This window comes from Pseudomonas sp. GW821-FHT01E05 (assembly GCF_059422425.1).
This window is the reverse complement of the sequence record NZ_JBWKWW010000008.1, coordinates 205,751-220,358: the sequence shown is the minus strand read 5'-3', so window position 1 is coordinate 220,358 and position 14,608 is coordinate 205,751. Positions and strand designations below refer to the sequence as shown.

The 14,608-nt window shown below is 55.2% G+C and carries 16 protein-coding genes, 1 tRNA gene and 1 pseudogene; 6 read left to right on the top strand and 12 right to left on the bottom strand.

Annotation, left to right across the window (positions count from 1 at the left end):
• Positions 1-44: 44 nt before the first annotated feature.
• Positions 45-773, top strand: a complete 729-nt coding sequence (locus AC07W5_RS19390) for a hypothetical protein (protein WP_495024136.1) — start codon at positions 45-47, stop codon at positions 771-773.
• Between the two features lie 262 nt (positions 774-1,035).
• Here the strand turns inward: AC07W5_RS19390 and AC07W5_RS19385 are convergent, their stop codons facing one another.
• From AC07W5_RS19385 to AC07W5_RS19370, 4 genes are all read right to left on the bottom strand, one after another.
• Positions 1,036-1,539 carry a TlpA disulfide reductase family protein gene (locus AC07W5_RS19385; protein WP_495024135.1) on the bottom strand — a complete coding sequence of 168 codons (504 nt, stop codon included), beginning with the start codon at positions 1,537-1,539 and terminating at the stop codon, positions 1,036-1,038.
• 107 nt (positions 1,540-1,646) lie between these two features.
• Positions 1,647-2,021, bottom strand: coding sequence for a copper homeostasis periplasmic binding protein CopC (gene copC / locus AC07W5_RS19380; protein ID WP_495024134.1), 375 nt, complete (start codon positions 2,019-2,021; stop codon positions 1,647-1,649).
• A gap of 168 nt (positions 2,022-2,189) precedes the next feature.
• Complete coding sequence (locus AC07W5_RS19375; RefSeq protein WP_495024133.1) at positions 2,190-3,215, bottom strand: TonB-dependent receptor; 1,026 nt, start codon at positions 3,213-3,215, stop codon at positions 2,190-2,192.
• A gap of 85 nt (positions 3,216-3,300) precedes the next feature.
• Positions 3,301-3,645 (bottom strand): DUF2946 family protein, encoded by a 345-nt coding sequence (locus AC07W5_RS19370; protein ID WP_495024132.1) that lies wholly within the window; start codon positions 3,643-3,645, stop codon positions 3,301-3,303.
• A 463-nt stretch (positions 3,646-4,108) separates the two neighbouring features.
• Here AC07W5_RS19370 and AC07W5_RS19365 point away from each other — a divergent pair, with 463 nt between their 5' ends.
• Complete coding sequence (locus AC07W5_RS19365) at positions 4,109-4,675, top strand: hypothetical protein (protein WP_495024131.1); 567 nt, start codon at positions 4,109-4,111, stop codon at positions 4,673-4,675.
• Here the strand turns inward: AC07W5_RS19365 and AC07W5_RS19360 are convergent.
• Positions 4,662-4,928 carry a glutathione S-transferase family protein gene (locus AC07W5_RS19360; RefSeq protein ID WP_495024130.1) on the bottom strand — a complete coding sequence of 89 codons (267 nt, stop codon included), beginning with the start codon at positions 4,926-4,928 and terminating at the stop codon, positions 4,662-4,664. The two genes, AC07W5_RS19365 and AC07W5_RS19360, sit on opposite strands and share 14 nt — an antisense overlap.
• A gap of 313 nt (positions 4,929-5,241) precedes the next feature.
• Between AC07W5_RS19360 and AC07W5_RS19355 the strand changes: the two genes are divergently transcribed.
• Positions 5,242-5,514, top strand: a complete 273-nt coding sequence (locus tag AC07W5_RS19355; RefSeq protein WP_495024129.1) for a DUF2790 domain-containing protein — start codon at positions 5,242-5,244, stop codon at positions 5,512-5,514.
• Positions 5,515-5,577: 63 nt separating this feature from the next.
• Here AC07W5_RS19355 and AC07W5_RS19350 read toward each other — a convergent pair whose 3' ends face one another.
• The 5 genes from AC07W5_RS19350 to AC07W5_RS19330 form a co-directional block, all read right to left on the bottom strand.
• Positions 5,578-6,516, bottom strand: coding sequence for a LysR family transcriptional regulator (locus AC07W5_RS19350; protein WP_495024128.1), 939 nt, complete (start codon positions 6,514-6,516; stop codon positions 5,578-5,580).
• 126 nt (positions 6,517-6,642) lie between these two features.
• Positions 6,643-7,593: an aldo/keto reductase gene (locus AC07W5_RS19345; RefSeq protein WP_495024127.1), complete on the bottom strand. Its 951-nt coding sequence runs from the start codon at positions 7,591-7,593 to the stop codon at positions 6,643-6,645.
• A gap of 144 nt (positions 7,594-7,737) precedes the next feature.
• Positions 7,738-9,204 (bottom strand): efflux transporter outer membrane subunit, encoded by a 1,467-nt coding sequence (locus AC07W5_RS19340; RefSeq protein WP_495024126.1) that lies wholly within the window; start codon positions 9,202-9,204, stop codon positions 7,738-7,740.
• Positions 9,205-9,223: 19 nt separating this feature from the next.
• Positions 9,224-10,723 carry a DHA2 family efflux MFS transporter permease subunit gene (locus AC07W5_RS19335; protein ID WP_495024125.1) on the bottom strand — a complete coding sequence of 500 codons (1,500 nt, stop codon included), beginning with the start codon at positions 10,721-10,723 and terminating at the stop codon, positions 9,224-9,226.
• The gene (locus tag AC07W5_RS19330; RefSeq protein ID WP_495024124.1) at positions 10,723-11,859 is read right to left on the bottom strand and encodes an HlyD family secretion protein; all 1,137 of its coding nucleotides are present in this window, start codon (positions 11,857-11,859) and stop codon (positions 10,723-10,725) included. The genes AC07W5_RS19335 and AC07W5_RS19330 overlap by 1 nt, the downstream gene beginning before the upstream one ends.
• Positions 11,860-12,112: 253 nt before the next feature.
• Here AC07W5_RS19330 and AC07W5_RS19325 point away from each other — a divergent pair, with 253 nt between their 5' ends.
• Both AC07W5_RS19325 and mug read left to right on the top strand, forming a co-directional pair.
• Positions 12,113-12,736 carry a TetR/AcrR family transcriptional regulator gene (locus tag AC07W5_RS19325; protein WP_495024123.1) on the top strand — a complete coding sequence of 208 codons (624 nt, stop codon included), beginning with the start codon at positions 12,113-12,115 and terminating at the stop codon, positions 12,734-12,736.
• Between the two features lie 12 nt (positions 12,737-12,748).
• Positions 12,749-13,276, top strand: coding sequence for a G/U mismatch-specific DNA glycosylase (gene mug, locus AC07W5_RS19320; protein ID WP_494993098.1), 528 nt, complete (start codon positions 12,749-12,751; stop codon positions 13,274-13,276).
• A gap of 144 nt (positions 13,277-13,420) precedes the next feature.
• On the opposite strand, the gene AC07W5_RS19315 is transcribed toward mug, so the two are convergent.
• Positions 13,421-13,495 (bottom strand) — tRNA-Gln (locus AC07W5_RS19315).
• Positions 13,475-13,657 (bottom strand): annotated as a pseudogene (locus tag AC07W5_RS19310) (hypothetical protein); the annotation flags it as partial. The gene AC07W5_RS19315 and the pseudogene AC07W5_RS19310, both read right to left, overlap by 21 nt.
• Positions 13,658-14,101: 444 nt before the next feature.
• Between AC07W5_RS19310 and AC07W5_RS19305 the strand changes: the two are divergent.
• On the top strand, positions 14,102-14,536 hold the full coding sequence (locus AC07W5_RS19305) for a DUF1801 domain-containing protein (RefSeq protein ID WP_495024186.1): 435 nt from the start codon (positions 14,102-14,104) through the stop codon (positions 14,534-14,536).
• The last annotated feature ends 72 nt before the right edge of the window (positions 14,537-14,608 follow it).

Here is a 14,608-nt window from a genome sequence, read left to right as displayed (position 1 = left end):
ATTAGCCGAAGCGGGTTCATTAATTTATGGATTTGTAAAATCTCATGCGTATCCAAGCGCTCTCAAAAAGCTCACCTCGTTCGAGCTGGCTACCGGCTGGCACGCTTCTGCTCGTCGGTGCGGTGATTGCGTCAATAGCAGGTTTCGATATTGTCTTCAACGCCATCACTGGCGACACGCCGTGGATTCGCGTCGCGCTGTTTCTTGCACTCACTACCCTGGGGATTTATTTTGCGCAGCGCACCGGCCTTCGACTGGCTTCCCATGATCTTGATCATCCTATTGCTGTCGCTTTTGGTATCGGGCTGCTCGTCGCAATATATATCGCAACCATGGACGTCGTAGTATTCAGGCACCTGTTACCACCGCGCTACGTTGCTTATTTTTCCGAGCATTCCCTATCCGAGCGCATGATTTACTTCATGCTGCGCGCGTTCAACGAAAACATTCTTTACCGACTATTTTTCATGTCTGCTGTGGTATGGGGCATAGGACTTGCCTGGCGAGATTCGCAAGGACTACCCCCAAAAACCGCTTACTGGATCGCCATTATTCTCGCCCAGACCATCCCCATGCTGCTCAACGAAGCCAGTTTTTATCCGCCGCACATAACGTCAATATTTTTGTTCTACGTCGCCGTGCGATTCATACTGGCAGGCATTCTTTGGGGCTTCCTCTATTGGCGGTATGGCTTTGTAACGGCAGAAACAGCCCACGTCAGCACGCATATTTTTCTGCAGCCGATCCTGGGGTACTCATTTGGGCCAGGTTGACACAAAAACCTGCGGCCTTTGCAAAGTGATCGTAGTGTTCGCCTCCCCCCATCTCCCTATAGCCCTCAAAATTGTCTTCCATCGCTGAGGTGGCCAAGGCGACACCAATGGAAGCGAGCACAACAACGGAAGAGTGACTAAGGGAGAAGAAAAAAACCAAGGTGACCGGAGGTTTCTTTTCCTGCATCAACGTGGGGACCGTGCCGGGATTGAATCGGCTTCTCGTTATGCAACATGTAGATAAATTTACCTGACCAGTGACTCAATGCGCTGTCAGTAATGGCGTCACGAGTTTATCCAGCAAAGGCAGATCGATTTTCGGGTCTCCGACGCTGCCATCCTTGCGCACCACACCTTGCTTGTCGATAACGTAGGTCATCGGCATGCGCCAGATTCGGCCAAAACCCTGGAAATCTGCATCTCGCTGGAACGCTGCGGGATAGCTGTAATGGGCCATGACCTTATGCACCATCTGATCATCCTCTGGCTCATCCATGCTGATCGCAATAATCTTTAGCCCTTCACCTTTGTGCTGCTGGTAATAGGTTTCCATGGCTGGCATTTCTTCACGACATGGCTCACACCACGACGCCCAGAAATTCACGATTACCACCTGATTAGCCTGTTTCTGCAAATCAAACGTCTCGCCATTGAGCGTTTTTGCCGTCAGGTTCGGGGCGTGCTCGCCCACATCAATCGCCCATGCGGGCAGACCAATCAGGCTGCAACAAAGTGCGAGCAATGGCAGTAGTCTTTTTGCGGACATCAGGTTCCCCTCGGTTTCATTAGCTCAGCACAGCAGGCTCAGTTGGTTTCCGATAATCAAAATGCAGTGACAAGGCGTCGGGAGAATGTCACCGACGCCCGATATCATCACTCGGTGATCTTGAACGTGTAGCTGCCTTCACTCTTGTGGGTGTCGACTGAAACGGCATGCCACTCGACTTTGTATGATCCTGGCTTCAAGGGTTGTTCTGGGGTAACGATCAACAGTTTTTTGTCGTTCGGAGCCGTGTCGATACCGTTGATGGCAACCGGCTGCCCGTTGTCAGTGACAGTCACTTTCGTGAACTTTGCTTCGACGCCTTCGGAGAAATTCAAGCGCAGCTCTTTGGGAGCTGTAACGCTGCTGTCGGCGGCAGGTATTTCGCTTTTCAGATGAGCATGCGCAAAGGCATTGCTGATCGACGCGAGAGAGGTAATCAGGGCAACAGCAGTTAAGGCTTTCTTGGTGAAATGAGCAGACATCTTCAAGTACCTTCGGTAGTGGGATAGGTGGTGTATCAACTCGGCATCTTCGAGACCGTGCAGGCCTGTATGCGCCTTGTCTGGAATCAGAAAGTCAGGGTAGTACCGCGAGGGTGTGCTCGCCCGTCAGTTGGTGAAGTCGGCGGTGAGCCGCCGACAGCCTGCGAACTAGAACGCGTAGCGCGCTCCCATGGTCGCGGTATAGCGCGGAGCAAGCTGCACGCCGTTGACGTTTTGATACACCGGCACCTGCACGAAACTGTAGAGCGAGACCTTTTTACCGAGCGGCACTGTCACGCCTGGGCTGAGGTAGGCCAGCGTTCCGCCGGTACTGATGGTATCGGCATTGGCGCCGTCATCGTGCTCGACGTGTCGCACATTCAACTGGATTTGCGGCATGACGTAGGCGTTGCCCATGTAACGCAGGCCCGCGTTCAGATTGACGCCGTCGCCAGGGCGATAGTGGTCGCTCGAATTCAGCGCCTTCTGCACCAACGCCTGGCCGAAGTAGTCCCAATTCTTACTGAGCGTATCCATGTAATAGACACCCAGGATGCCATCGGTGGTGCCGGTGCCGGGTTGCAGGCCACGATCAATGGCCACAGGATCAGGAGCGGTGGGATCGCTCGACGCAGCGGTGTCGTCATGGGCGCCGGTGGGCAGCTTCAAGCCGAACATCACGCCAAAATTATGCTGCGGCGTGAACCCCTGGTAACGGCCGATGATCTTGATGTCCCCCAGACTGGAGGTCTTGGAGTCGTACTGGCCACCGCCATCGCCCGGCGTGGTGCCGTCCGATGCTGTTCCCAGCGTGCTGTGGCTGCGAAAGATGTAGGGCACTTGCAGATCCACGCCCCAGCTCGGATTGAAGCTGTAATCCAGACCCAGTGTCAGATAATCATTGCGCGTGTATTTCTCCACTTCCTGGGGATTGCCGTTGTTGGAGATTTGGCTCGCGGCGGTGGGGGAAATGGTATGGGTACCGCTGCGCAACTGGTTCTGATTCAGGTAGTCGTAGCGCAGATCCAGCTTCAGCCCGGACGAGTTGCTGATGCCGAAGTTGTCCCAATCGGAGCTGAGGGTGCAGCCGCAACTGGCGCAAGCCAACGCAAGGTGCGGGAATAAAGCGGTGACAGACAAAACCGCGAACGGCAAAACGTTACGCCGGGTACGGCGCAGTGATGGCATGACCATAAAGATGGCATTCCTTGATTAAGTTGCAACGCATAGAGGCAAGCATCCCGAGCAGGCTGGGGATGCTTGGTCATCGCAAAAGAAATCAGGAAACAGCAGGTGGGCCGCGCGGCTCCGAGATAAGCCAGATTGCACTGATGTAGGGCTTATAGGTAGCTTGCGCACGTACTACTTTGGCGTGGCCGGACAGCTGCCACTGCACGATGCTGGGCGGTAAACCGATGTCTACCGCATGCACGACGCACAACAGGCAATGGCATTCGTGATACTGATCCGGAGCGGGGTTGCCACTGCCGGGGGCCTGGACGTGTCCGGCCATGTTGCAATGTTCGCCCATCTCCATCGGCTGCCCATGTGCAGCAGGCAGCCACAGCATCACGCTCGGCAGCAATGCTGCAAGCATGGCCAGGTACATGGCAAGCTGACGCAATGAGTGGGGAACCCGGGGCATGGACACGAAAGGAACGTCGCTAATTGTTATTAAGCCGAAATGGCAAAATCGAAATACGGGTATTGCCTTGGGCGCACTTCAATCCAGGTGCGCGGCTCGCTAACGCTTGCAGTGATCCTGCGACGTTCGTCCGCGACGTTCGTCCTTCGTCGGCGGCAAGGGTGGCAAACAATGGGATCAAGTACAACGGATCAACAATGCCTGCGGCATTCCGCCGCAACCCGCGACAAAGGCCCTGATGCTCTTGTTTCACCAATGCGCTCGACAAGGTATGCCGTCGGTGCCCTTTAGGACTGCTTCCATAGCCGAGATATCTTACGAGCAGTGAATCGCTCTTGGTTTCGTAGACATACCTGAGCGTCCCTTTTGGTCGATGCTGTTTCCCATCCTTGCCTGCACCAAGCCAAACCACTCGCGAACTCACCAATATGGATCGCTTGTATTGAAGTTGATATTATATTGGCATCATCTGTGGGAATCTGATCCAGGGAATTTTATGCGCGCGATGGGGATTTCAGGATTTCTGTGTATTGTCCTGTCAGGCTGCGCGGGGCCCGAAGCGCTCACCCAACAGCAGGTAAAGGACAGCGTTAAGGCCCAGTCGGGCTATGCAGGTTGCGCAGCGTGCTACAAGGTCAAAAGCTTCAGCTCGCCCGTTGTGGCAAACATCCGTTCGCAGGTGTCCGAAGGCAGCCAGTCGGGTTGGCTGAACGCGAAGGTGCGGCTTGTTTCCACCAACGATACGCCGCAAAACATACCGAAATATCGGCTTCGGCTAGAGATGGTTAATAACGGGATATTCCAATCCGGCGTAGAGGTCTTGATCAGAGACGGTTGCGGCAAGCTGGAGAGTCTCTCAACCATTCCACCGGCTCAGAGCGATCTCCAGTGCTTCAGCAATATTGGGTCCGGTTGCTCATGGACTCAATTCGTCGAGCTGCCGACTGACGCTGTGCAAAACGCGCTGGACAATAAGCAGGGCCTGAGCTCTATTTCTAGTGAGTGCTAAAAATGGGGGTGATTACCGGGAATTCGTCGTAGGGGAGTTTGGTTTGCGCCATTTGGGAGAAAGGGAGCGCAGACATCAAATCTGCCAGTGTTAGCTGATCGCAGACGATGAATTTCCTGTCCTCAAAATGCTTGTCGAGCACTGCAGCGTTGGAACGACCGTTGTTGAAGATGAATTCGACCATGGTGGGGTTTTGTGCCCCGCCTATGAAGCGCTTGCCGATGCGCACGTTGAACAGGCAGGCCGAGAACACGCGCCAGTATTGGGCTGCCTAAAACATCCATTTCAACGCTTTGTAACGCGTGCTGCCCTTTGCTCCGGCCTGGCGGGTTTCCCCCTGGCTGACTCGTCAGTTTTTCCAGGCCCTCCATTCATGCGGAATCTGTCAACAGTGTTTGTCCAGTGGGCCGCTATATGGGGAAGGGATAAACACCTAGCATCGTCTCTACCCAGTGAGCAAATGGAGTAAGTATTAACCCGCTCGCGAGGTGAAAACCAGGAAGTTCGATGTGAGCTTTACGATCATCTCGGTCGCAAAGTAACCCTGAGACGATACGGTGAATATAATGAAATTTTCAAAAGTTGCGATTTTTCTTGCTCTTGGCATTGTAGGGGCACACGCACTTGCAGACGAGAGCCATTCAACTACCGCGGCCAGCAAGGCACCTGTTGAAATTTACACTTACGCAACAAAACTTGACATAAAAAAAGTCATTACACTTACAGATATTCCGGACCAGTGCGGGTCGGTCCCGGCGCAAATGACGTATGAAGACTCTCACGGTCAACAACATGTCCTTCAGTATCTAGTAATGGGAACTGGCTGTTCAAACGGTTGAATACTGTGCGGACGATGGAGGGTCGACACTCCATGCCTGCAGCACTAGCGAATTCAAAAGCTGTTATCGTTTTTTTGATGAGCCTACGATTTTTTCATCGGATGCCAACAAGCCCGGAATGTAATCCTTAAGAAACTCTACCCATGTCCTTATTTTTGCATCCACGAACTTTCGTGATGGGTATATTGCAAATAAATTAAACTCTTCAAAATGATAGTCTGGCAGTACGCGCACTAACGTGCCCGCCCTGAGGCCGGCGACTGCAGAAGCAATAGGCTGAACACCGATACCCATCCCATTTGTTATAGCGACGGTCATGCCATCGGCGGTGTTGATGTGCAAGGGAGACAATGGGATGTTGACTGTCTCTACGCCTTCGGGCCCCTCAAATGCCCAGTTTTCAACCGGCATTATCGTATTAACAATTCTCAAACAATCATGTGAGCAAAGGGAACCCGGAGAATCGGGGATCCCGCGTTTCTTCAGGTATGCTGGCGAGGCGCAGAGAATACTGTAAGTGATGCCGAGCCGCTGAGCTACAAACCCTGAATCGGGTAGATCCCGCGCCAAAACAATCGATATGTCATATCCTTCCTCCAGCAAGTCAGGTAGCCGATTAGTCAGTGTCAAATCAAACATTACCGAGGGATGAGTCTCTCTATACTTGGCAATGGCGTCGATTACATAATGATTACCAATGGCTCCCATAGCGTGAATCTTCAGCCTGCCAACCGGCATGACGTGAGCGGTACCCGCTTCCTCATCGGCTTCACGTACCTCGTCAAGAATTTTCTCGCATCGTTGCAAATAGCGCGCACCTGCTTCGGTCAACGCCAGGCGTCGGGTCGTGCGGTTGATCAGGCGTGTTTGAAGCCTGGCCTCCAGACTGGAGACAGCTTTGGAAACGTTGGTTGTGGTGGTGTCCAATACCTCAGCCGCCGCCGTAAAGCTGCCGCTCTGAGCGACAGCAACGAAACAACGCATGGTTTGGAAAATGTCCATCGTTTCCACCTCAGGTGGGTCAGTAAAAAAATATCAGCATGCTCTCTGAGCATGTCTCGCGTGAAGACTTGTTCGCATGGATAAAAAGGGGCGGCCATGCAGCAGACCGCCCCCCCTTGTCGAGCGTTACTTTTTCCGTGGAATAAATCCAGGCACACCGGTTTCCACAACCGAGTTAAACCGTACCCTGGTCCTAATATCTTCCTGAATTTCACGCATGGCTCTATGAGGCAGGGTAGAAATATCAAAGTTTTCCTTGATATGGCTCGGGTTTGCCGAAGTGGTCAGGAAAGCGACTCCGCGCTGTACAGACCAGGCCAATGCAACTTGAGCCGGGGTCCTCTGCAAGCGCCGAGCGATCCCTGTAATCACGGAGTCTTCCAGTACGTTCGGTTCCATGCCATGTCCGAGTGGCGCAAAGGCAAGGACGATAATTCCATGCTGCTGACAAAATTCAAGGAGCTCCCACTCAGGCAGATAAGGGTGGGATTCGACCTGCACGACGGCGGGTTTTATCCGGGCCACTGCGACAATCTCTTGTAAAGCCTCCAACGTGATATCAGACAAGCCGATGGACTTGCACCGGCCTTCATCCATGAGGCGCTCAAGTGCTCTCCAGGTCTCTATCAACGTCACGCCTGAGTCGTAGATGACTTGACCCTGTTCGTCTCTTGGGTCCTGGTTCTCACCGGGTTGAAAGGCAAAGGGCGTGTGGATGAGATAGCAATCGATATAATCAACTTGAAGTCGTCGGCAGCTTGCTTCAAAAGCCGGTAAAACCCGCTCGGGGCGATGGTTGGTGTTCCACAGTTTCGTGGTAATAAACACGTCCTCTCGCCGGACCTTACCCGCCCCCAGAACTTCTTGTATAGCAACGCCGACCATCTCCTCGTTTCGATAGCGTTCTGCACAATCGAAATGACGAAATCCTGTTTCCAGCGCGTGCTTGACTGCTTGGGTTGTAACGGTCAGATCCCGGAATAACGTGCCAAATCCAACGGCCGGCATCTCACCCGATCCGTGTCTAAGAGGAAATCTTGTATCGCGAAGTGCATCGTGAAACGCTTCGTATGACATGTCTTTACTCCGATGTCTGGGGCCACAGCCGCAATGGCGGTAGTGGCCTCTCGTAAAACGCAGATGGACAGATAAAAAACCAGTGGACGGCGCTAGACAAGTTTTGAAAAAACGCCGCCGCTATTGATAGGAGGTTTTGCGCTCTTAGCGACTGGCAACTCGTTGCTCAAAAACACCGACGCTATTACCGCCGAGCGCCACAAACAGCCGCACTGTGTCGAGATACTGCGCGGTCTTCACTTTGATTTGACCCAGTAACGCCTGCTCATAGGCACGTTCGGCCTCCAGCACCTGGAGAATGCTGTTCTCGCCTTGCGCGTAGGCTTGTTGATTCAACCGAAAACTCGTTTCGGCCGCGCGTAACGCATCCTCCTGCGCCTGGTTTTCCTCGGCGTCATGGTTTATTGCCTGCAGTGTGTCTGCGACCTGACCGAACGATGTAATGACGGTCTGTTGGTAGCCGGCAAGAGTCGCCTTGTAGCCGTCGACTGCAGCCTGACGTTCAGCTTTGAGCGTTCCACCATCGAAGATCGGACCCGCCAGCCCCGCAGCCAGGCCCCAGAGTGCGGCGCCGCCATTGCCTGAAGCGGCCTGTGCAAGCGACGCGGACAGCGTTACATGGGGATAGAGGTTCGCTGTCGCGACGCCAACTGCGGCATTGGCCATGTGCAGTTCAGCCTCTGCTTGCAGTACATCGGGCCGGTCGTGGGCCATTTCCGAGGGCAAGCTGACTGGCACGTTTGACGGCAAGGCAAACTCGGCAAGATTGAAGTCAGGCGCGATCCAGTCCCCAGGGCCTTTTCCCGTCAGAATCGACAGAGCGTGTCGGGCCGAATCACGTTGCTGGGCGAGGGGCGGCAACAGCGTGCGGTCCTGAGCGAGCCGTGTCTCGGCCAGCGAAACGTCGATCTGCGTGGTGGTGCCATTGATGTGCGCCATGCGCACGAGTTCGAGGTTCTTTGCGTCATTGGCGAGCAGCTTCTCGACGGCTTCCATCTGCGCGTTTGCAGAGGCAACCAACAACGCTTGGCTCGCGACATCGCCAGTCAGAGTGAGGTACGCCGCTTCGTATCGATGCTTCTGCAGATCGGTAAACGCTTCCTGCTGCTCGACCCGCCGCTTGTTACCGCCGAATGCGTCAAGGTCGAAGCCGACCCGGGGCCCAATCGCATAGAAATTGGAGATGGAAGGCTCTTTCGCGTTGTGTACCCGTTGGCGGCCAGCCTGAGCGCCAAAATCGACCTGCGGATAAAGTGCACCTTCCGCCGCGGCGACGGAGGAGGCCGCTTGCCGGATCGTCGCGTCTGCAGCTACGAGCTCAAGATTGCCGTCAATTGCCCGACGTACAACCTGGTCGAGCTTCGGCGAATGAAAGGCAGACCACCATTCACCGCTGACCTTCTTGCCAAGCTCAATGTGCTGTTCACCGGGCTTGTTGCCGCTCTGGCCAAGACGCTGCTCGGCCTGTTGATCATAGTGCTGCGACAGGCTCTGCGCAGGCGTTTTATAGTCAGGGCCGACGGTACAGGCGGACAGCAACATAAGAGCTAACACCGCACCGACCTTCGTTTGGAACAGATGTCTGTTGATTACCAGCGCATTAGATTTCATTTGGTAGACTCCACGAAAACTAGTTGGTCGGAACGGGTTTGCGAAGAAAGATAACCAGCGGGCTCACCACCAGCATCGCCAACATCAAAATCTTGAACTGGTCGTTAATGGCGATAAAAGCCGCCTGGCCGGTAATCATTTCGTTGAGCCCCGCCAGTGCTGGCAAGTGCGTCGAGGCTGTCACGGAGTGTGCAGCGGCGCGATAGGGCGTCAGATTGCTTGCAAGCGCCATGTGCATCGCTTGCGTATTGTTGAAGAAGAGCGTTTGCACGACCGCAACGCCGATCGTGCTTCCGTAAACACGTGACAGATTGAACAAACCGGTACCTTCCGGGCGGAACTTGGGGTCGAGCGTGCTGAACGCCACCTTGGTGATCGACGGCATCAAGACACCGAGGCCGATACCCTGGATTGCACCGGCAACCGCCACGGGCCACCAGTCCATCAGAGGCGAATAGCCAAGCATCAGCCAGTTGGCGAAAATCACTACTGCTACGGCCAGCGCAACGAAGGCTCGGTGGTCGATATGCGCGGGAACACGGCTCATCAGCATGAATGCACCTACGAGCCCCACACCTCGCGGTATCGTCATGCAGCCTGTGGTGACAGGCGGGTACCCGAGCAGTTCATCCAGCATCGGGGAAGTCAGTGCCATAGTCGGCAACAGCACGAAACCGAGTGCGAAAAAGATGACCGTCGACAGTACGAAGTTACGGTCTTTGAACAAACGCTTGTTGAGGAAATGCACCTTCGCGGTCAGCACATGTACAAGGAACAGGTAGAGCCCCAGCGCACATGCCAGCGCTTCGATCCAGATCTCGGGCGAGGCGAACCAGTCCAGGCGTTCACCGCGGTCGAGGAGCATTTGCAGGCCGATCATGCCCAGCGTGAAGGTGCCGACGCCGAAGAAGTCAAAAGGCGGACTTTTCTCGGCCTTTTTCTCGGCAAGCAAAAACGCCACCACGAGGAAGATAAACGCCGACAGCGGAAGGCTGATGTAGAAGATCGAGCGCCATCCGTAATACTCGCTGACCCAACCACCGATACTCGGGGCGCTGGCGATGCCCAAGAGCACGATGGCCGTGAACACCGCGCCAAATTTTGCACGCCGCGCAGGTGGCAATGTCTCCATTGCGATCGCCATCGAGAGCGGTGCCAGCACGCCACTCGCGGCGCCTTGAATAATACGCGCGCCGACAAATTCCAGTGGGGTCGTTGCAACCGTAGCGAGCAGCAAGCCAAGGACGAAGATGGCTATCGCGGCTTGATACACAACCTTCAAGCCAAAGCGTGCGGTGAGCCACTGCGCAATCGGCATGGTGATGGCGCTCGCAGCGAGGTATGACGTGAATACCCAGCCAGCCTCGTCGTCGGTCATTGACAAGGTGCCCTGAATAAACCTGAGTGCCGCATTCGGCACAGGCAGGTTCGCAGACTGCATATAGGTCGCGAGCAGAACGGCGAACCGCAGCGTGCGCGCACCATCTCCCCCCGGGGTCCCGATAGCGTTGGCGTTCATCAGAAGTTACCTGCAGTTAACAGCGCTTTGAGCGGGTGCCACCAGGGCGTGCGATACCCGGTATCGACCTTGACCGTGGCGCTGATGCCAGAGAAAAGGGGCAGGGCAGGATCCACCTCATCCAGTTCCAGTCGAACCGGTACCCGCTGGACAACCTTGACCCAGTTGCCGGTCGCATTTTCGGCCGGCAGCAGTGCGAAGTCCGATCCGGCCCCCGGGCTCATGCTGGTCAGGTGGGCTTTGAATACGTGATCAGGATAAGTATCGATACTGATAGTTGCTTCCTGCCCTGGACGCATATGGGTCACCTCCGTTTCGCGGAAGTTGGCCTCAACCCAAATCTGGCGATCAGAGAGAAGAGCAAAGGCTGGCGCACCGCTGTTTACATAGTTGCCAACCTGTAAATCGTCGACCTTGGCGACGATGCCATCATCCGGCGCATACACCGTCGCATAAGAGAGGTAAAGCTGCGCCTCGTCGAGCTGAGCCTTGGCCTCACGAACCATCGGGTGACTATCGGCTTCGATGTCTGGATTGCCGTTCAGTGCAACGACGGTACTTGCGATCTGCTGTTCGATAGACGCTATTCGTTGCCGTGCAACTTTAAGGTCTGTGTCTGCGCGCTCGTAAATGGCGCGCGAGACGAACTCGGTAGCGACAAGCGCCTTCTTGCGGGCGAACTCCCTTTGGTCGAAATCGGCCGACTCTTTGGCCGATTGCAGTTCGGCCTGCTGCTGCCGGTAGCTGGCCTTGAGCCCATCGATGCGAAGCCGCGCGACGCTCAGCTGTGCTTGTGCACGGTTAACCGCGATCTGGAACGGCTCCTGGTTGATCCGAAACAGAACCTGGCCCTTGTGAACAGGTTGATTGTCTTCAACGGCGATTTCGACGACTTGTCCGGAAATGCGAGCGTTGATCGATGCCTTCGCCACCCGGGCGTAAGCGTTATCGGTCGAAACAAAGGGCTCACCCGCCACATAGTGTGCGTACCCAACCGCAGCGAAGATGACAGGGAAACCCACCATAAGCAGTGGTCGTAATTTCTCCTTGAGCGGTTTCTTGATGAGCGTGTCAGTCGGGTTCGGCCCTGGGTGCTCAAAGGTCTGCGAAGCTGGGATGTCGAACTGTTTAGTCATGATCGAGTACACCTATAACCGGGAAGTCGTGCCTGCAGAAGTCGCCTGCGGCCCTGATGTCAATAATTGCTGTGAGAAAGCAAACCCGTGCGCGGTCAGGAGGATCGCCCCGCCGCACCTGTTTCGTCGCCGCAACACCCGGTTCGAGCTCCGCTACAACAAACCTGAAATTTAGGAACTTCTGGTTCCTTAATTTTGTGCGATGGTGTAAGAATATCGACTGGCTAACCTTCATTCAAGGATTTTGTACAACATGGCACAAAAAAAGATTGCAGAGGGGAAAGGCCGAGGCCGCCCCCGCGCGTATGACCCGCAGACAGCGCTGCAGCAAGCGCTGGGTGTGTTCTGGAGCACCGGATATTCCGGCGCTTCTCTGGATAGCATCGCCACTGCGGCGGGAATGAATCGCCCAAGCCTCTATGCGGCATTCGGTGACAAGCACGCGCTCTATATCAAGGCGCTGGAGCAGTATTGGGAATTTGCCGCTGCTGCCATGCATGAGGCGCTGACGGACAGCGATCTGACATTGCGCCAGGCGTTGATGCGTTTCTATGAGGGGCAGTTGTCGATCTACTTTTCAGGTGACGGCCAAGCGCGTGGCTGCTTTGCGATCGGCACGGCGACGACCGAGGCTGTCGAGGATTCTGAAATACGAGAGGTTCTTTCGGATCGGCTCAGCAGGCTCGATGCCGATCTCGAAACGCGTCTACGAGCAGCAATCGATGCCGGCGAGTTGAAAGGCGATGTCGACCCTGCGGCCCTTGCCGTACTCGCGTCATCCCTGCTGCACAGCATTTCGATACGTGCACGGGCGGGCAAATCCCGCGCAGAACTGACGGAGCTTGCACGCAATGCGGTCGGCGTGATCTGCGGATGAGAGGCTTTTATGGTGGGTGAAAGACTCGAAGATATTCTTGACGAGCATCTTGCAGTGATTTTTTGTGGCATTAATCCCGGAGTGACTGCCGCAGCCCTTGGGCATCATTTTGCGGGCAGAGGCAATCGCTTCTGGCGCACACTCCATCTCGCCGGCTTTACGCCGCAGGAAATACGCCCGGAAAACGATCGGACGATCTTGCAGTATCAGTGTGGATTAACGGCAGTGGTTGAACGGCCTACGGCGCGAGCGGATCAGCTGTCTTTACATGAATTTATCGCTGCCGCTGCCGATTTTGAACAAAAGATCGCGCGCTATGCGCCACGCTTTGTGGCTTTTCTCGGTAAAGCTGCGTATTGCGCGTTATCCGGCCAACGAGAAATTACCTGGGGGCTGCAGTCAAAGACCTTTGGTAATGCCTCGGTATGGGTCCTGCCCAATCCTAGTGGGCGAAATCGTGCGTTCACGCTTGATCAACTGGTTGGCGCGTACCGCCAACTCTGTTTAGCAGCAGGCGAGAGTCGCTTTCCCCGGCTCTGAGAGGTGGAGGGGGGCGGCTAGATGATTCTAAGATGACATAAGAACGCCGGGCCGGATCGGCATTGGCGTTCCCTGTAAAGACGATCATCCTGGACTCGCGCAATACCTGCCGGCTGAGTTACACCTGGATGACTATAAGGAAAATGGCAGGGGCGGCTGGATTCGAACCAACGCATGGCAGGATCAAAACCTGCTGCCTTACCGCTTGGCGACGCCCCTGTATCTGTTGCTACGAGTGGCCAGCACTCTCTTCCTGACTTTGCAGCTCGCGAGCAACATCGAGATGTTGCTTCCTTTCGCGACAAGCCCTGTAAGGGCCTCTGCAGGAGTGCGCGGAAATTTATCAACTTTCGCTTCGTCTGGGAAGACCCAAAACACACAAATTGGTTTGAAAACAGCCACTTATTGTTGATCGAGGTCAGGCGCGATCCTCTCGGGGGCTTTTGAGCTTTCCAGTGGGAGCTGGAACGTCATCAGGTATCACGAAGGTTTCAAGGCGCTCTTGCCTGCATGAGAGTCCTGCTGATCAGGCTTATCGCTATGCTGTGCGATGGTACAGAATGGAAAACACCGTGAGCCGATCAAGACCGCTGCGATGGATAGTCAGAAGTAATCCCCTGCGCTGCCAGCCATGGCGCTATGCGTCGGGGCAGTCTGCGAGGAGTTTCACGTGTTCGGTTTCACACGGATGTTCTTGCAGATATTTAACGTCTAGATAGAAATGTGCCTGGCTCCTGGACTGAATCGCTCCTGGTTTCATAGGCACTTCGGACTGTCCGCAAAGGGTCGAGGACGACAACCATCATGAAGAAGGCGGCAACCACCATGAAGACGCAGAAGATCGGCTCAAAGGAAGGGGAGGGGGAAGGCTCTGCCTCTCAGCTGATAGATGCGAGAATCGAGGAGCTGCGTGATTGGCGGGGCGAGACGCTTGCTCGGGTCCGAACGCTCATCCGGCAGGCCGACCCCGACGTGGTCGAGGAATGGAAGTGGAGGGGGGTTCCGGTGTGGTCGCACGGCGGAATCATCTGCACCGGTGAGACCTACAAGAATGTCGTGAAGATGACCTTCGCCAAGGGCGCCTCGCTGGAGGATCCTTCAGGTCTCTTCAACTCCAGCCTCGAAGGCAACACCCGACGTGCCATTGATGTCCATGAGGGCGACAGGATTGATGAAGACGCGTTGAAGGCGCTCATTCGCGCCGCCGTGGCGCTCAACACGTCGGTGCGAGCGGCCACTCGCACCAGACCGGTTGAATGAGCTGCCCTGCGAAACCCTGATTCGGTCTTGCCGACATACTATTCCTTTAGAAGTGAGCTCAGGGACTGGTCC

What these genes read in the sequence shown, in the direction of transcription:
- AC07W5_RS19390 (WP_495024136.1), top strand. Translation starts at nt 45, where the DNA reads ATGCGTATCCAAGCGCTCTCAAAAAGCTCACCTCGTTCGAGCTGGCTA.
- AC07W5_RS19385 (WP_495024135.1), bottom strand. Translation starts at nt 1,539, where the DNA reads ATGTCCGCAAAAAGACTACTGCCATTGCTCGCACTTTGTTGCAGCCTG.
- copC (WP_495024134.1), bottom strand. Translation starts at nt 2,021, where the DNA reads ATGTCTGCTCATTTCACCAAGAAAGCCTTAACTGCTGTTGCCCTGATT.
- AC07W5_RS19375 (WP_495024133.1), bottom strand. Translation starts at nt 3,215, where the DNA reads ATGGTCATGCCATCACTGCGCCGTACCCGGCGTAACGTTTTGCCGTTC.
- AC07W5_RS19355 (WP_495024129.1), top strand. Translation starts at nt 5,242, where the DNA reads ATGAAATTTTCAAAAGTTGCGATTTTTCTTGCTCTTGGCATTGTAGGG.
- AC07W5_RS19350 (WP_495024128.1), bottom strand. Translation starts at nt 6,516, where the DNA reads ATGGACATTTTCCAAACCATGCGTTGTTTCGTTGCTGTCGCTCAGAGC.
- AC07W5_RS19345 (WP_495024127.1), bottom strand. Translation starts at nt 7,593, where the DNA reads ATGTCATACGAAGCGTTTCACGATGCACTTCGCGATACAAGATTTCCT.
- AC07W5_RS19340 (WP_495024126.1), bottom strand. Translation starts at nt 9,204, where the DNA reads ATGAAATCTAATGCGCTGGTAATCAACAGACATCTGTTCCAAACGAAG.
- AC07W5_RS19335 (WP_495024125.1), bottom strand. Translation starts at nt 10,723, where the DNA reads ATGAACGCCAACGCTATCGGGACCCCGGGGGGAGATGGTGCGCGCACG.
- AC07W5_RS19330 (WP_495024124.1), bottom strand. Translation starts at nt 11,859, where the DNA reads ATGACTAAACAGTTCGACATCCCAGCTTCGCAGACCTTTGAGCACCCA.
- AC07W5_RS19325 (WP_495024123.1), top strand. Translation starts at nt 12,113, where the DNA reads ATGGCACAAAAAAAGATTGCAGAGGGGAAAGGCCGAGGCCGCCCCCGC.
- AC07W5_RS19305 (WP_495024186.1), top strand. Translation starts at nt 14,102, where the DNA reads ATGAAGACGCAGAAGATCGGCTCAAAGGAAGGGGAGGGGGAAGGCTCT.